This is a genomic window from Arthrospira sp. PCC 8006 (genome assembly GCF_046480465.1).
Taxonomy (GTDB): Bacteria; Cyanobacteriota; Cyanobacteriia; order Cyanobacteriales; family Microcoleaceae; genus Limnospira; species Limnospira platensis.
Genome location: NZ_PKGG01000009.1, coordinates 1 through 14,636, shown reverse-complemented (window position 1 = coordinate 14,636; position 14,636 = coordinate 1). Strand labels below are relative to the sequence as shown.

Below are 14,636 nucleotides of genomic sequence, written 5' to 3'. Positions count from 1 at the left end.
CGGGTTCTCCTTCCTATTCAAGTTGTGTGTTAAGGGGTACTTGCAAAACTTAAATCATATCATGGGTAGAGACCTAGTGGCATATATGATCCTGGTCACCATTCTCGGTAATTGCTACTCAAATCGGGCACATGATAGCTTCGACCGAGTTATGTAAATATCTTTTAAATATCGTTGCCAATATTGTTACAAAATCTCAACTGGGCGATCGCCTAAAAGTCTTGTCAACACTGACTTGGGGTTTTTTAGGCTCAAATTTTAGCCGGGATTTGTTATTAAGTCTTGTGTCAGGGTCCTGCTGTGACGGGAAATTTGAGTTTCAATTAGAACTATAACCAACCTAATGTGATGTCAATGGCATAGTGTGATATGAAACAACCTTCACAGTTAACACGGCTGATTTGGGATTTCTATCGAGAAAACGAAGCCGAATTGCAACAGCTTAGACCCTTGGGACAGTGTAAAGTCTATAGGCGGTGGGGTGTTTTGCATATTCAGTGCATGAACCAGGACATCGCAGACGCTGTAAAATCTTCCCCATCGCTAATTCAGGAACCTGTTGTTCTGATGCGACTGGCTCATCAAATTAAAATATCGGTTAAGAATACAACGGTGGCTGTGTTTGATGTTAATTGGGACACCATCATCGCCTAGAACCTTTTGGGAAGTTATAGTCTGGTCCCTACGGTCGTCGGATTGTAGGGACTTTGTTATATTCACAATTTTTTCTCAAATTTCCCGGAGTGCTTCATCTCCGACAGGAATAGGAAAAAGTAGATGCACCCTGATGGTTTTCCCCCGGCTTCGGCTGGGGGATTTTTTTGCCCAATACTGGACAATTACAAATTTTAAGACGATCGCCACCTTAACCGAGCGATCGCCTTCATCAACATCTCAACTTATTAACAGCTTTCCATCTATTAAGCCGGAACAGGTGAGAAACCATTATTATCACCTATCGATTGAGAACTATTAGCCGCTTTTTTGCCATTGCGTAACTCTTTTTGAATCGAAATAGCTTTTCCTAAAGAAGCGATCGCCTCCTGATATTTTTTCAGTCGGGATAATAAAGCGCCCCTGTGTCGCCAACTTTCCGCATGATCTGGCTTCAAAGCAATCGCCGTATCAAAACAAGCGATCGCATCATCATGTCGTTCCAACTTCTCTAAACAGATTCCCCGTTGACACCAAGCCTGATAAGCATCTGGCTGTAAAGCAATCACCCGATCCCAATTAGCCAGCGCCTGTTCATACTGTTTTAAAGCCGTTAAAATCTCACCTCGCCCCATCCAAGCCTCATAGCTATCCGATTTCAGGCTAATCGCCCGATCATAACAAATCACAGCCTCTTCATGACGTGCTAATTTTACTAAAACTCCCCCCTGAGAAATCCAAAGTTCTGGCTCCTTAGAATTCAGAGATATCGCCTGTTCATAGCAAGATAGAGCCTCCGAATATTGATTAATATGACATAAAGCCATCCCTCGATTTGCCCAAATATCAAACTGACCTGGATTAATTTGAATCGCCCGATCATAAGATGATATAGCTTCCTGATAGCGTTTTAATTGACTTAAAACATTACCTCGATTATGCCAAGTTTCATAATGATTCGCTTCCAGCTTAATCGCCCGATCATAAGACTCTAAAGCCTGCTCATACTTCTGAAATTTACGCAGTAAAGCCCCCCGATTGTGCCAAGCCGCATAATCATTAGGCTGAATCTTTAACGCCTGATTATAGGCTGAAAGAGCCTGGGAATAACGTTTTAAACGCACCAAAACATTACCCCGATTATACCAAGCATCTGACCGCTTAGGCTGAATCTTTAACGTGCGATCATAACACTCCAAAGCCTCAGAATATTGTTTTAGCTGCACCAAAGCATTACCCTTTTGATACCAAGCCTCATCTAAATCAGGGTTAATTTCCAAAGCCCGATCGCAAGAAGCGATCGCTTGTTTATATTGACGTTCATTAATTAGAGCTTCCCCTTTTTTAAGGAAATCATCCGCAATTAAAGGCTGAGAAGTAGGCGGATGCTTAGGAGGTAATCGTAATTCATGATTATCATGATTAGATGGAGATTTTGATATCGGCTTAGAGATAGGTGGCGCAGAAACTGGTAAGGCTGGCGTATTAACCTGTTCCATCGCCTGATTTTTATAATTTTGCAGCTCCACCATCATCTGTTGTACCTGTCTAAGATACTGTAACTTCAGATTTTCTAGTTCTTGAATCGATACCTGGGAAGCCTCAACCTCTTTCCTTAAAAAATGAATAGACTTTTGTGCTACTTTCAACTGCATTTCTAAATCTTTAACCAATTTTTTAGACTGATAATTAGATTTTTTTAGTTGTGATTCTAAACCATCAAATTTATCTAATCTTTTGTTAGTTTCACTCACCAACTCTCGAATCACTAAGCGCCGCACCAACCAGAAAAACATCAAAGTTAAAGTCGGTGATAAAGTAGAAATTAACAGCAAAGTATTGAGTAATATAATCGTGTAGCCAAATTCAGAATTAGCTACAGAAGGGCTAACCTGAGCCAGTGACAAAGATGGGGAAGCTGAGGCTATAAATACCACTTCATCTGTTGTTAATGATGAATCCTCAGCTAATTCTGGCCGGCTCCAAGTTTCCGGGGTGCCGACAGTGGGAGTCAGTTCAACTTGGCTAATTTCGATATCAATTTTATCAACCAAATTTTCCGTATCACCAACCGGATTAGAACCAGATGTTAACTTAGGGGCGGCAGTTGCCGGATTTAGGAATTCGTTAGCTGCAAGCGCAGTCAGAGTCAACAGTGTTAGGGTCGATAGCCTCATGGATATAACTCACTCTTGCTTGATGATTAGGGGGATGGATAACGGATAGCTAAATAGTGACTCCCCCCCGGTTTAATATCCTTTAAACTCAGGGGGAGTGTCTTAGCTAGTTCATAATTACGCCCCAATTTTTGCAGGTCAGGAAATTGATAGTTATAATCTAGGGAGTTGAGGGTTGGTTAAGAGTCAATCCGGTTGAGCAACCATCATCAAAGTTTCTGGTCGCCATAGCATCCCCGACCCCCCAGGAAAAACTATCGATTTGGATTTGATAGCCACACCAAAAAAAGCAGGCAAAATACCTGCTTTTTACAGTCAAACATTAGACTAATTGATATCGGGCTTGATATCTCTTATGCGCCTACTGCTACCGGTTCTCGATGGCTGGCTAGAGGAGTTTGATGTTCCGATGGTGTGCAGTAGACCTCACAGGAATTGTTAGGGCTTTCAATCAACTTGATTTTATGGAGATTGGCTCCTAATTCATCAATGGGATTTTGCAGCAAGTCACGGATATAAACGGCAATATTTTCAGCGGTTGGTACGACCTTAGCAAAGTAGGGAATATCTTTGTTGAGGAAGGTATGATCGAAGGGTTCAACCACATAATCATCGATCGCCTTCTGCACAGCTCCTAAATCCGCAATCATACCCGTGCGGGGGTCAATTTGACCACGAATGGTAACTTCTAGGTGATAATTGTGTCCGTGACCGTGAGGACGGGCGCATTTGCCATAAATTTTCGAGTTATCCTCATCATTCAGGAGAGGGTGAGCTAGGCGATGAGCTGCGCTAAAGTGGGTGCTGATGGTTAGATATGCTTCCATGGCGTTTCCTTGATAATCTGCCCAAAGTTGGGGGTGTTCAAATAGTTGAATGTTGGTTAGGGGTAAATGGGGGGCTAAACGATGCCAAATTAAATAAGCCAGAAATTCAGTTGTGGGTAGGGTGTGCTGAAATTCCGGCCATGCTTCATTGAGGAATGAAAAATCTAGGGGTTCGGTAACTTCACTCCTAATGGTATGTTTGACGTTCGACAGGTTAAGTACCATGCCATATTCGTCTAGTTCCCCTACCATTGAAACATACAGGACATAATTATGGCCGTGACCGGGGGCGCGGGCTGTTTGTCCAAATTTGGCAAAATTTTCGGCTTCGCTTAGTTCTGGCAACCAGTAACGGTGACTGGCTGAAAACTGGGCGCGACGGGTGATCAGGCATTGCATAAATGCAGGTTAATTTTTGCTTGTTAAGTTCTGTTAACTAATGTAGTCGGTTTCCGAATTTTTTTCAACCTCGATCCCCATGGTATGATGCTCTGCTCAAGAAATTATGGCGATCGCTCTCTGGTTAAAGGAATTTATGGATTTGCTCTTGGGCTTCTTGACGTAAGCGATCGGCAATGCGGAAAAATTCATGGCCAGCGTGTAGATAGGATTCGTCATAGTTCAGCGTAAACATATTTAATTCTTCGATACCATCACCAATATGATTCAGACAGTAATAAAGATGCGCCGCCACTCCCGCAATATTCGCCGGGTTGGGAGTCGAGCGAAATCGAGTTTGGGTTTCCGCTAGGATATCTCTACAGGTTTCAATATAGGCTTGGAAATCTGCCATTAATTCATCATCAAAGGGGTCGCCCGATAAGTTATCGATTTCTTGTTTAAATGGTTGAAAAATCCGCTCAATATTTTGATTAACAGGCCTATAGACTTCCTGTAACCATTGGTCTAGGTCAAAATCTTTAGACCGCCCTTTGGGCTTCTGTTTACGGGGTCGGGTTGGGCTGCTTAGGCTCCGGTCATAATTTTCACGTTTTTGGGGATCGCTCAGAACTTCATAGGCTTGATTAATCCGAATAATTATATCGTGATTGGCTGTTTCTTCCTGACTGTCTGGATGGAATTTTTTGGCTAATCTCCGATAGGATTTTTTGATATCCGTTTGACTGGAATGGGGTGCAACCTCTAAGATTCTATAGTAATCATCAATTTGCATCATCTTTTAACAGTGATCATGATAGTTTAAAAAATGCTAAAATTCCCTAGTATTTAGCTATGAGATTAAGTGATGCAGCCCCGTAAATATCTGGTAGCAATCATCATCATTAACGACATTGCCATATTTAAACACCCAGAAATTATTAGATGTCTGAAATATTTTATACATAATAGCTAAATTTGATCATCTCTGGCCTTCCTTAACGCCACTGGCTCGGCAGGACTGAAGGCTCACTACAGCCATCTGGTTTGGGGTTAGGGGACTCAGTAATGGTCTCGTATCACCTATATTTATGCTGATGAGCCAAATTATCTGGGTTACTCAAATATTAGTTGCTCCCTGAATCCATCTCTGGTATATCATTTGGTGTTTTTTGTCAACCCCCTAAAGGGAGGAATATTATCATCTTTTTGCAGATTTTGCTATTAACAACAATCTGTTAAAATTCTAGCGGAGAGTGGAATATATCCCCAAGACTAAAACTCCCCAATTCGTCAATGAGGACAATATATGAGTAGACTTCGTAAAATTCTCGCTGGGGCTGGAATTGCTACCGTCGGTGCTATTGGTACTAAGATGGCGGTAGATTATTTCCGCAATCGCAATAAAGAAGAAGTGGTTGACGAAAGTGAAGGTGATGTCGAGGAAGAAGAACTTCCGGCTGAACAGGTGAGCTATGCTGTAGTTCAGGATGATTCACTTCAGGAATTCCTTGATGCGGCTTTTGGCGCTCCTGGTCGCTATGTTCCTACCCGTCCTTCTAAGGTTTTCTCCTATCACGGGGAAGAATATATGGTGGTTTGGACTTATGATAATGATAAGTCGAAAAATCAAATGTTGGCGTTTAAATACACTGATGCAGGACGGAAGATGATCGCTAGTGTTGGATACACCAGCGAGAAGACTGATTATAACTTGACTGGTTTGGGTGAAACCGAATTCGCGATCGAGGTTAATGGCGAAAAAATCACTTCTGGTCAAGGAGAAACAGACGGCACAGATGATGTTGATTTTGTTCCGGTAACCGCCTAGATCAGCGTACTGGAGTAGATCCAGGAGGACATTTTAATCCTTGACCAGGTACAGGGGTTGAGGATAATAAGGGGGGTATTTTAGATGGTGTGTCTGTTGGGCACAGGTTAGCCATCAAGACCACCCCTCCCTCGTTTTTTCCTACTGTCATGACACCACTATAACTACGCAGGTCATCGGTTTTGGCTGTGGCTGTTATGAAGACGGTTTGAGCGGTTTCGCCTTCGGTTTTAATGGCGTATTGATAACTGTCGGTTTCCAGATTGAGATGACCAGATAGACCCTGAAGGGAATTAGCAAAATAACCTTGATTTTGATAATATGTCTGTTGTCCCAAGGCGATCGCCTTCATCATTAAAGGAGCGCGATCGCTACTTCGCAACCCTGGTATATCTTCCAAGACAGACGAAAAATTGACCTGACAACCCGTTAAAACGATAGGAGCCAAAAATAGCAAATATTTCCACATCATCTCAGTTTCCTTGACTTAACGCGATGCTAGACCTCACTACAAGGCGATCTGGCTTGATTCCTGAAATTAATGAGAAATCACAATGGGATCCAAAATGGGTAACCGCAACCTTTGGACAGTCCCGGAGAGGACTATATGAGTATTTACTCATGGGGGCTTAACAGCGATCGCCACAGCCATAAATAGGTAAACTACCTTCAGGGAAGTGGTAGTGTCCTGGGGGATAATATGCGATCGGAGCTAGGGATTGTCCCAAAAGTGCTAAAACTTGGCGATCTTAGTTGAGGCTTTGGGTAGGATCAGCACCTATCGTTGGTAACCAGCTAACAGGCTACCATGGGCTGTGTCAACCGAAAACTATCCGATTATGATTGATATAGCCGGGGTCTGACGCAGCCTACGCCACCAATATCGCACTAAGCGTGCGATCGCATCAAAGTCCGCCATCAGTTCTGGGGGGTAATCTAAATGGCTGAATGAGAATGATTAACCATTATACAATAAATGACCTACAATGTACCTTGTACAAGGTAAAAGGTAGATAGAGGCGAGTTTTAAATGCTCTATTGTGATGATGGTTTGGTGTTTATATATTCCGTAAAATACACTTAAATAATTCCGTATGGCTTGGTTGATTTTGGCGAAATCACTGATAAATAATCCTACTTAACCAGGCTAAAATATAGCCAATATTTTGAATGGTTATATATTGATTATATATGACTAATAAATTTTGCCGAATCTGGCGGCTCACACTATCACAAACTAACTGTTGATTTATCAATGATTTGTAGGAGGCAAAAATGCCAGCCAAATCGATCCTGGATGATGTTGTGCAAAACTTAGATACCAGCGATGAGGTGTTTCGTATAAAAAAAATCATGATTTGTGCTACCCATGGAAAATGGGAGAGTGATTCAGCAGTTATCGCCAATACTCCTATGCGGGATTTAGTGCAATCTTTGTATTGGAGTACCCAAAGCCTTGAACGGCTTAATAGTATTTTGAATAAAATTTTATATAAAATTAACAAAAAAACAGAATATACAGTTATTGTTAATCTGGTATTGAGTCAAGTTGGGAGATTGTACCTTGAGGGAGATCAGGAATCTTCTACTGAGATGGTTATGACTTCCTATCAGTCGTCAGACCGTCCTCACTCTCAACTTGATTGGTCAGTTAATCCCGAAAACTTTAACCACAATCCTCCCCCCAAAAAACTAGATAATATCTTTGATATTCGTTTCAAGATCATGCAGACTGCCAACCCATTAAGGGTGAAGATATTGATATTTTCCGTCTTAGAAAATGAGTTTACATTTAGCGATCGCGACTGGCTACAACTCAAATCAATCGAGTTAGATAACCTGATTGAACAACTGTTTCAAATGTTTCCTAACTTTGAAGATTTGAAAGTTTATCTCAAAAAATGGTCGCTTACCTAGAKGATTCTGATGAAGATGCTCAAGTGGCAACAGTTTTAATTGAAACCATGCGTCTTTGCTATAATCATCAAGTAGTTAATCACAACTATTTTCAGGAATTACCTGAATCTAATTATAGTCAGGATCAAAAATTATCTGATCTCGCCAAAACTCAGGGAATTGATTTGAACGAAAGCCAGACTATTCAAGTAGCAATGCCCACCAATTTAGTCGCATCTCCCACACCGGAAATCTCAGGATTACAAACCTTACCAATTCCTACAGAGTCCGGTCAAGCGCTATCCAATAACGAATTGGTATCAGAGTCATCGGCTAACCGTTCTAAGTCCAATATTATTCAGGAACGTTTGGGGTTAAAAGATGGTATTCACAAGCGAGTTAGCCAGGGAGTAACCGAAGCTATAACATCCATTGCTAATACCCTACAGAGTTTAGAAGACCAACTAGACGGCCGAATGATTAGCTATGAGGTTGAGGAGCAGTTAAAATTCAAGTATGAGGTGCTTAAAGACTTCATTGCTCAAGTTCAAGAACAAATCCTACAACTAGAAGAAATAGTTGATCAATCTGAAACGACAGAACGCCAACAAACCGCAGCCAAATCAGAGATTACTGACCCGTTACCACCACCTACTCAGATATCAGATTCCGGGGGTACTAATCAGGTACTAGAACTAGCTAAAGAGGGTAATCCTAAAGCGATCGCATCCTTCCTAAATCACTTAGTAAAATCCAAAGGTATCCACGTTTTAGCTCAATCTAAAAATCAGTGTTTGCATCTAATTCTCGAATCCCAGCACAGTTTCGCGCCAGAATCAACCACCCAGTTTATCCACAAAAAGTTACTATCCCTACAACTACAATCTATTAACATTGTCAAAATTTACTTCCGTAAGCCAGGTGATCAGTCTTTTATTTGGGCTCAAAAAATCAACTATGTAAACCATAGTTAATAATTGATAATTCCGAATAAATTAACAGCCAAAGTACAAGGATGAAGATGGATGGATGAGCGGACTTTCTTAAATAAATATCGAAGTGGAGAAAAATTGTTTCGAGGTGTTAACCTCCGCAATGCTGAACTAAGTAATGCTGACCTAATTGGAGCTAATTTAAGTGGCGGTGATTTTCAAGGAGCCAATTTTGTGTTAGCCTATCTTAATGGAGTTAACCTAACTAGGGCAAATTTAGAAAAAGCCAAATTAGGAGGAGCTAACCTATCACGAGCTAATTTAAGTGGCGCTCAACTAACCGACGCTGATTTTCATGGTACTATCCTGCAAGCAGCCGACCTGAGAAAAGCTAATTTAACCCTAGCCACATTAGTTGATGCTAACCTAATTCAAGCAGATTTACGCGGTGCTAATTTGCAAGGTGCAGATTTAAGGGGTGCTTGTCTACGGGGTGCAAATATGCGTTATGAAAGGCGTATTTATGAGAGTGTAAATTTACGAGGCGCAGATTTAAGAGGTACCGATTTACAGGGGGTTAATCTCACCGGGGCTGATTTAACTCGCGCTAACCTAATGGGGGCTAATTTAACTGAATGTGTACTGCGTGGCGCGATTCTCAACCAGACTAACCTTTCCGAAACCAATTTACAAGGGGCGATTTTAACAGAAGTTAATTTAAGTGGTGCTAATTTAATTGGTTCCCGCATGGTTAAGGTAAAACTAGAGCGAGCCATCTTGACTAACGCCCAAATGCCTAGGGTGGAATTGTGCGACTCAATTTTACCAGATGCTAATCTCAGTAATGCTAATCTCAGTCATGCTAACCTAAGCCGGGCGAATTTGGTACGGGCGGAACTAAATCGGACTAATTTAAGTTCGGCTAATTTGACTCAGGCTGATTTAACCGATGCTTCTCTTGGTCGGACAAATTTGCGAAATGCTAACCTTAGCTATGCCTACTTAACTCGTACTGAGTTTAGTAGTGCTAATACCATTGGGGTAAACCTACATGGCGCGATCATGCCTAATGGCGAGATTCATGATTGATAGGGCTTTGATGTACTACTTTAGATAGATTTGGTCGGGAATTTGGGCGCTTTTGGCAATACTTATGCTATAGTGTCTGCATGAGAGTTACTCAATCACTAAACAGAATAAGGCTGAGAACAGCACTTTAATTATGACCACAAGTGAAAGCACTAACTCATATTTAGAGGCTCCTCAGCCTAGCAATTGTTCAATTCACAATTCTTCTGAAACATTTTCCAACATTATGCAAAAACTAATGAACTACGCGGATCGTAGCATTACGGTTTTATTTTCTATTCTGAGACAAGTTGAGGAGAACCTAGGTTAGAACTATAAACCCAAAAAACTTAAAAATCACCCGGTTTCTGTATCTTAACCTTCGAGTCAAAAACCGGGTGGTTTTTTTGGCTAGGTGAAGTTTAAACAAACAAAAAGCGCCCCCCTGGTGGGAGGCGCTTAATTTAATCAAAGCTATAAATTAGCCGATTTGAGGTGCAACCAAAGCTACAGGCTCAGACTCAGCAGAAGCCAAATCTAAGGGGAAGTTGTGAGCGTTACGCTCGTGCATTACTTCCATACCCAGGTTAGCGCGGTTGATGACATCAGCCCAGGTATTGATTACCCGACCGCTCGAGTCCATTACGGACTGGTTGAAGTTGAAACCGTTCAGGTTAAAGGCCATGGTGGATACACCTAAAGCGGTGAACCAGATGCCGATTACCGGCCAAGCACCCAAGAAGAAGTGCAGGGAACGGCTGTTGTTGAAAGAAGCATATTGGAAGATCAGGCGACCGAAGTAACCGTGAGCTGCCACAATGTTGTAAGTTTCTTCTTCTTGACCGAATTTGTAACCGTAGTTTTGAGATTCGATTTCGGTGGTTTCACGCACCAAGGAAGAAGTTACCAAAGAACCGTGCATCGCGGAGAACAAAGCACCACCGAAGACACCAGCAACTCCCARCATATGGAAGGGGTGCATCAGGATGTTGTGTTCTGCTTGGAAYACCAACATGAAGTTGAAGGTTCCAGAGATACCCAGAGGCATACCGTCGGAGAAAGAACCTTGTCCGATGGGGTAGATCAAGAATACTGCACTAGCAGCAGCAACAGGTGCGCTGTAAGCTACGCAGATCCAAGGACGCATTCCCAAGCGGTAGGACAGTTCCCACTCACGACCCATGTAGCAAAATACACCGATCAGGAAGTGGAAAATTACCAACTGGTAGGGGCCACCGTTGTAGAGCCACTCATCCAAGCTGGCTGCTTCCCAAATAGGGTAGAAGTGCAGACCGATCGCATTGGAGGAAGGAACAACCGCACCAGAGATGATGTTGTTTCCGTACAACAGAGAACCAGCTACGGGTTCGCGGATACCGTCAATGTCAACGGGAGGAGCAGCTACAAAAGCGATGATGTAGCAGATGGTAGCAGTTAGTAGGGTAGGGATCATCAGAACACCGAACCAGCCTACATAGAGGCGGTTGTTGGTGGATGTTACCCAGCTACAGAACCGTTCCCAGGCGTTGGCGCTCTCGCGCTGCTGAATGGTAGTAGTCATGTTGGATATGATTGCTTTATTGAGTTTTCGAGGTACTTATCCGGCAGTTGTTTTTCTACCGTGTTTATAATATGACACACTCTGTTAAGGTTTGTAAAGGGGTTGAGCCACATTTATTTTAATGGCTGTCATAAGTAGGGCTTATCATTAATTGAACCATAAGGAGTCGAACCCTGAGAGAGCCTGTGGTTCCAGGCGACTATGGGCGGCTTGGGATATAATCATCAACAACTGAGAAACACGAGAGAGGGGGGAACCGAAAATGTCAGTTGAACTCACTGCCAATACTAGCCCCGAAACTGCTACGGAAACGGAATGGGAACCCCCCATGCCGCCCACAGATTTGATTTTTGATGATGGAGAGCCTTTGGAAAGTAACCGTCACCGCATTGCCATGAACGTCCTGATTAGGTCATTGCAACAGGCTTGGAGCGATCGCCATGATTTCTATACAGGCGGGAATATGTTTATTTACTATAGCAGCGAACAAGCTAGGAACCGAGATTTTCGTGGCCCTGATTTCTTTGCTGTGTTGGATGTAGATGGCACTAAAGAACGACAGGGTTGGGTAGTATGGCAGGAAGGGGGTCGCTACCCAGATGTCATTGTGGAGCTAATGTCTCCCAGTACCGCCAGAATAGATAAAGGAAAGAAAAAGGAGCTGTATCAGCAGACTTTTCGGACACCAGATTACTTTGTATTTGACCCGTTTGAAGCCAACGCCTTTCAAGGATGGCATTTGCATAGTTCGGAAGGTTATCAGCTTTTAGAGCCGAATGAGCGAGGTTGGCTGTGGTGTGAAAGTTTAGGCTTTTGGCTGGGAACTTGGTCGGGAACTATAGACCGTGAGGAGGCAATTTGGCTGCGGTTTTATGATACCGAAGGTAATTTGGTGTTGTTACCGGAAGAAGCAGAACGCCAAAAAGCCGAAGCAGAACGCCAAAAAGCCGAAGCAGAACGCCAAAAAGCCGAAGCAGAACGCCAAAAAGCCGAACAATCTCAACAGCTTGCTGAGGCAGAACGCCAGAAAGCCCAACAAGCTCAACAGCTTGCTGAGGCAGAACGCCAGAAAGCCCAACAAGCTCAACAGCTTGCTGAGGCAGAACGCCAAAAAGCCGAACGTCTTGCTGAACGGTTGCGATCGCTGGGTTTAGACCCAGAGGAACCATAAAAAAAGTCACCCACAATATGCCCGTTAAACACTATTTTTTATTTGTTCATCTAATTCATTCACTGCAGACATCACACCCAACTCAGGATCTTTTAAAAGAGTATTTTTGAGTTCACTTAGAGATTCAACTAGATCCTCACGCAAACGGGGCTTATTTTCTGTAACTCCATTATTATAATCCCAATAATCCAAGGCAATTAATCCAACAGCGACAGCAGGATCGATCACAGATGCGATTGAACTAGAAATCAAGCCAGCCACAACTTTACCACTCGTCATAGCTGCTATTTTTGCTACAGCTTTAGTGGTGAGATAACCACCAATAACTTTTACTGGCAATGATTGATCGCCTTGTTCATTTTCTAATCTGACTTTGATTGTCTCTAAATATTGCTGCCAGTCTGCCTCAGCAATTTTGTACTTTTTGGGAACATTTTTTAGTTGACCCGATAGTTTTTCTAGATATAATTCAGTGGTATCAATCTTGATTGTATTAAATTTACTTTCAGCAGATTTTGAACTAACAACGCGACGAGCAAATTCTCTTTGAAGATTATAATTGACGCTATTTTTAATTTGTTCGTTAATTTTAGACTGATCGAATCCATTTATAAAATTTTGGCTTACATATTGAACAAGCACGTCCAATTCTTGTTTTTTCTGATTAAAGTAACTAAAATACCAGTTCAGAAAATCTGTATCTATGCGCTTAATTAATTCAGTTTCCCATTTATCTAATTCCTGTTCGGCATATTGTTTAGCCTCTTTATAGGCTGTTTGACGAGCTTGATCAAAAGCCTGTTGGTTCCCTAGCCAGCCAAATGCAACCATATTTGGCGTAATTTCCAGTGAAGGAGTATTTAATTCAGCAGATAAAGCTTGATTCATAATCTGGTGTCCCAGTAATGGGAATAACACCAGAAAAATCACCATAGTCCAAATGATAATACTAACTATCTTAATTACTTTGACGACGATGGATGTTTGTTTTAAGTCAACCAGACTGAAATCTCGATCGCCCAAAAACTTACTTAATTTTTGATTCAGCTTTTTGGCAACGATCTGCCGTCCTGCCTGAAGGCCACTGGGGAGATAAATTAGATGGTTATTTTCGTCCAAAAATACGAGTGCTAAAAAAGTACCTTCGGGATGTTTTTGGCGAAYGATCGCTGCTTGTGTTAGACTGGGACTATCGGGGCGATCGCTTTTTAAATAACTGACTACCTTATCAAAGCTGATTTCCTCTAAGATTTCCGAGTTTTCAGGAAGAGATGGTAAGGACTTATTGAACTCCCCAACTATCCCCAACATATCCTCATCAGTAATTGCCTTGGTTTCTTGAGAGGATTTTTTCGCAAACAAGTTAAACAATTCCATAATTATTTTCCAGGATTAGATTATCAATACATACAAGATCCTATCGCTGTTTAATTTTAGCAGTTCACTTGAGAGTTATCTATAACAATTAGTGGGATAAAGTGGGATTTTACAATTATTTACAAGACCGATTTTGTGGGATAAAGTGGGATTTTTGTCGCCAAGTGGGGAAAAGTGTGATCAAGTGGGATTATCCTTGCATACCCCCACTTTTTCCTATGGATATTCAAGAAGTTTTAAACTGGACTGATGAACAGGTATTCACTAAAACTGGAAAACATCTTGATTGGCTACAAAAGTCTATATTACAGGGGATTTGGCAACATCAGGATTATTACGAAATTGCCGCAAACAATGAGAAAAGTTACGATCATGTCAAAAAATAAGCCTGGAAGTTATGGAAACTTCTGTCTGATGTGGTTGGGGAAGATGTTAAAAAGTCTAATGTGTTTTCTGTGCTAGAACAAGTACAAATATATGGAAATCATGCTGATTGCTTACCAATAGGTAATATCAATATTTGTAGTGAAAAACAACGATCGCCTTCTTATTCTCATTCTCCCACACCTCAAGATTCTTCACCGATTATCGACTTAACCGACGCACCAGACCTGACTGAATTTTATAGCCGTACTTCCGAACTAACTACCCTAAAACAGTGGATATTAAAAGACCATACCCGCCTAATTACCATCTATGGATTAAGTGGTATTGGCAAAAGCCTATTAACACGCCAACTCATAGAACAAATAAAAACTGAATTT

General features: G+C 41.9%; 13 protein-coding genes and 1 pseudogene. 8 read left to right on the top strand and 6 right to left on the bottom strand.

From position 1 onward, the window contains the following. Window positions 1-369 precede the first annotated feature (369 nt). Window positions 370-654 (top strand): hypothetical protein, encoded by a 285-nt coding sequence (locus tag B9T16_RS02900; protein ID WP_006620093.1) that lies wholly within the window; start codon window positions 370-372, stop codon window positions 652-654. Between the two features lie 266 nt (window positions 655-920). On the opposite strand, the gene B9T16_RS02895 is transcribed toward B9T16_RS02900, so the two are convergent. The 3 genes from B9T16_RS02895 to B9T16_RS02885 all read right to left on the bottom strand — a co-directional run bounded on the left by B9T16_RS02895 (window position 921) and on the right by B9T16_RS02885 (window position 4,832). After that, window positions 921-2,807 carry a tetratricopeptide repeat protein gene (locus tag B9T16_RS02895; RefSeq protein ID WP_235181474.1) on the bottom strand — a complete coding sequence of 629 codons (1,887 nt, stop codon included), beginning with the start codon at window positions 2,805-2,807 and terminating at the stop codon, window positions 921-923. A gap of 377 nt (window positions 2,808-3,184) precedes the next feature. After that, entirely contained in the window at window positions 3,185-4,057 is an 873-nt protein-coding gene (locus B9T16_RS02890) for a 6-carboxytetrahydropterin synthase (RefSeq protein WP_006620091.1), read from the bottom strand. Window positions 4,058-4,181: 124 nt separating this feature from the next. Further along, window positions 4,182-4,832 carry a J domain-containing protein gene (locus tag B9T16_RS02885; RefSeq protein WP_014276240.1) on the bottom strand — a complete coding sequence of 217 codons (651 nt, stop codon included), beginning with the start codon at window positions 4,830-4,832 and terminating at the stop codon, window positions 4,182-4,184. A 513-nt stretch (window positions 4,833-5,345) separates the two neighbouring features. Here B9T16_RS02885 and B9T16_RS02880 point away from each other — a divergent pair. Next, window positions 5,346-5,867 carry a hypothetical protein gene (locus tag B9T16_RS02880; RefSeq protein ID WP_006620089.1) on the top strand — a complete coding sequence of 174 codons (522 nt, stop codon included), beginning with the start codon at window positions 5,346-5,348 and terminating at the stop codon, window positions 5,865-5,867. Between the two features lies 1 nt (window position 5,868). Here B9T16_RS02880 and B9T16_RS02875 read toward each other — a convergent pair whose 3' ends face one another. Continuing rightward, the gene (locus tag B9T16_RS02875; RefSeq protein WP_014276241.1) at window positions 5,869-6,339 is read right to left on the bottom strand and encodes a type IV pilin-like G/H family protein; all 471 of its coding nucleotides are present in this window, start codon (window positions 6,337-6,339) and stop codon (window positions 5,869-5,871) included. Window positions 6,340-7,142: 803 nt separating this feature from the next. Between B9T16_RS02875 and B9T16_RS02870 the strand changes: the two genes are divergently transcribed. The 3 genes from B9T16_RS02870 to B9T16_RS02860 are packed head-to-tail and all read left to right on the top strand — an operon-like array spanning window position 7,143 to window position 9,784. Beyond that, the gene (locus tag B9T16_RS02870; RefSeq protein ID WP_410244050.1) at window positions 7,143-7,784 is read left to right on the top strand and encodes a hypothetical protein; all 642 of its coding nucleotides are present in this window, start codon (window positions 7,143-7,145) and stop codon (window positions 7,782-7,784) included. Next, entirely contained in the window at window positions 7,769-8,737 is a 969-nt protein-coding gene (locus tag B9T16_RS02865) for a hypothetical protein (RefSeq protein WP_410244049.1), read from the top strand. The genes B9T16_RS02870 and B9T16_RS02865 overlap by 16 nt, the downstream gene beginning before the upstream one ends. A gap of 51 nt (window positions 8,738-8,788) precedes the next feature. Beyond that, window positions 8,789-9,784 (top strand): pentapeptide repeat-containing protein, encoded by a 996-nt coding sequence (locus B9T16_RS02860; RefSeq protein WP_006620086.1) that lies wholly within the window; start codon window positions 8,789-8,791, stop codon window positions 9,782-9,784. Window positions 9,785-10,244: 460 nt separating this feature from the next. On the opposite strand, the gene psbA is transcribed toward B9T16_RS02860, so the two are convergent. Then, window positions 10,245-11,324, bottom strand: coding sequence for a photosystem II q(b) protein (gene psbA, locus B9T16_RS02855; RefSeq protein WP_014276244.1), 1,080 nt, complete (start codon window positions 11,322-11,324; stop codon window positions 10,245-10,247). Window positions 11,325-11,586: 262 nt separating this feature from the next. Here psbA and B9T16_RS02850 point away from each other — a divergent pair, with 262 nt between their 5' ends. Next, on the top strand, window positions 11,587-12,495 hold the full coding sequence (locus B9T16_RS02850) for a Uma2 family endonuclease (protein ID WP_014276245.1): 909 nt from the start codon (window positions 11,587-11,589) through the stop codon (window positions 12,493-12,495). Window positions 12,496-12,519: 24 nt separating this feature from the next. Here B9T16_RS02850 and B9T16_RS02845 read toward each other — a convergent pair whose 3' ends face one another. After that, window positions 12,520-13,872: a hypothetical protein gene (locus tag B9T16_RS02845; RefSeq protein WP_410244048.1), complete on the bottom strand. Its 1,353-nt coding sequence runs from the start codon at window positions 13,870-13,872 to the stop codon at window positions 12,520-12,522. A 101-nt stretch (window positions 13,873-13,973) separates the two neighbouring features. On the opposite strand from B9T16_RS02845, the gene B9T16_RS02840 reads away from it, so the two are divergent. Next, window positions 13,974-14,258 (top strand): hypothetical protein, encoded by a 285-nt coding sequence (locus B9T16_RS02840; RefSeq protein WP_006616217.1) that lies wholly within the window; start codon window positions 13,974-13,976, stop codon window positions 14,256-14,258. 30 nt (window positions 14,259-14,288) lie between these two features. Continuing rightward, window positions 14,289-14,636: pseudogene (locus B9T16_RS02835) on the top strand (ATPase); the annotation flags it as partial.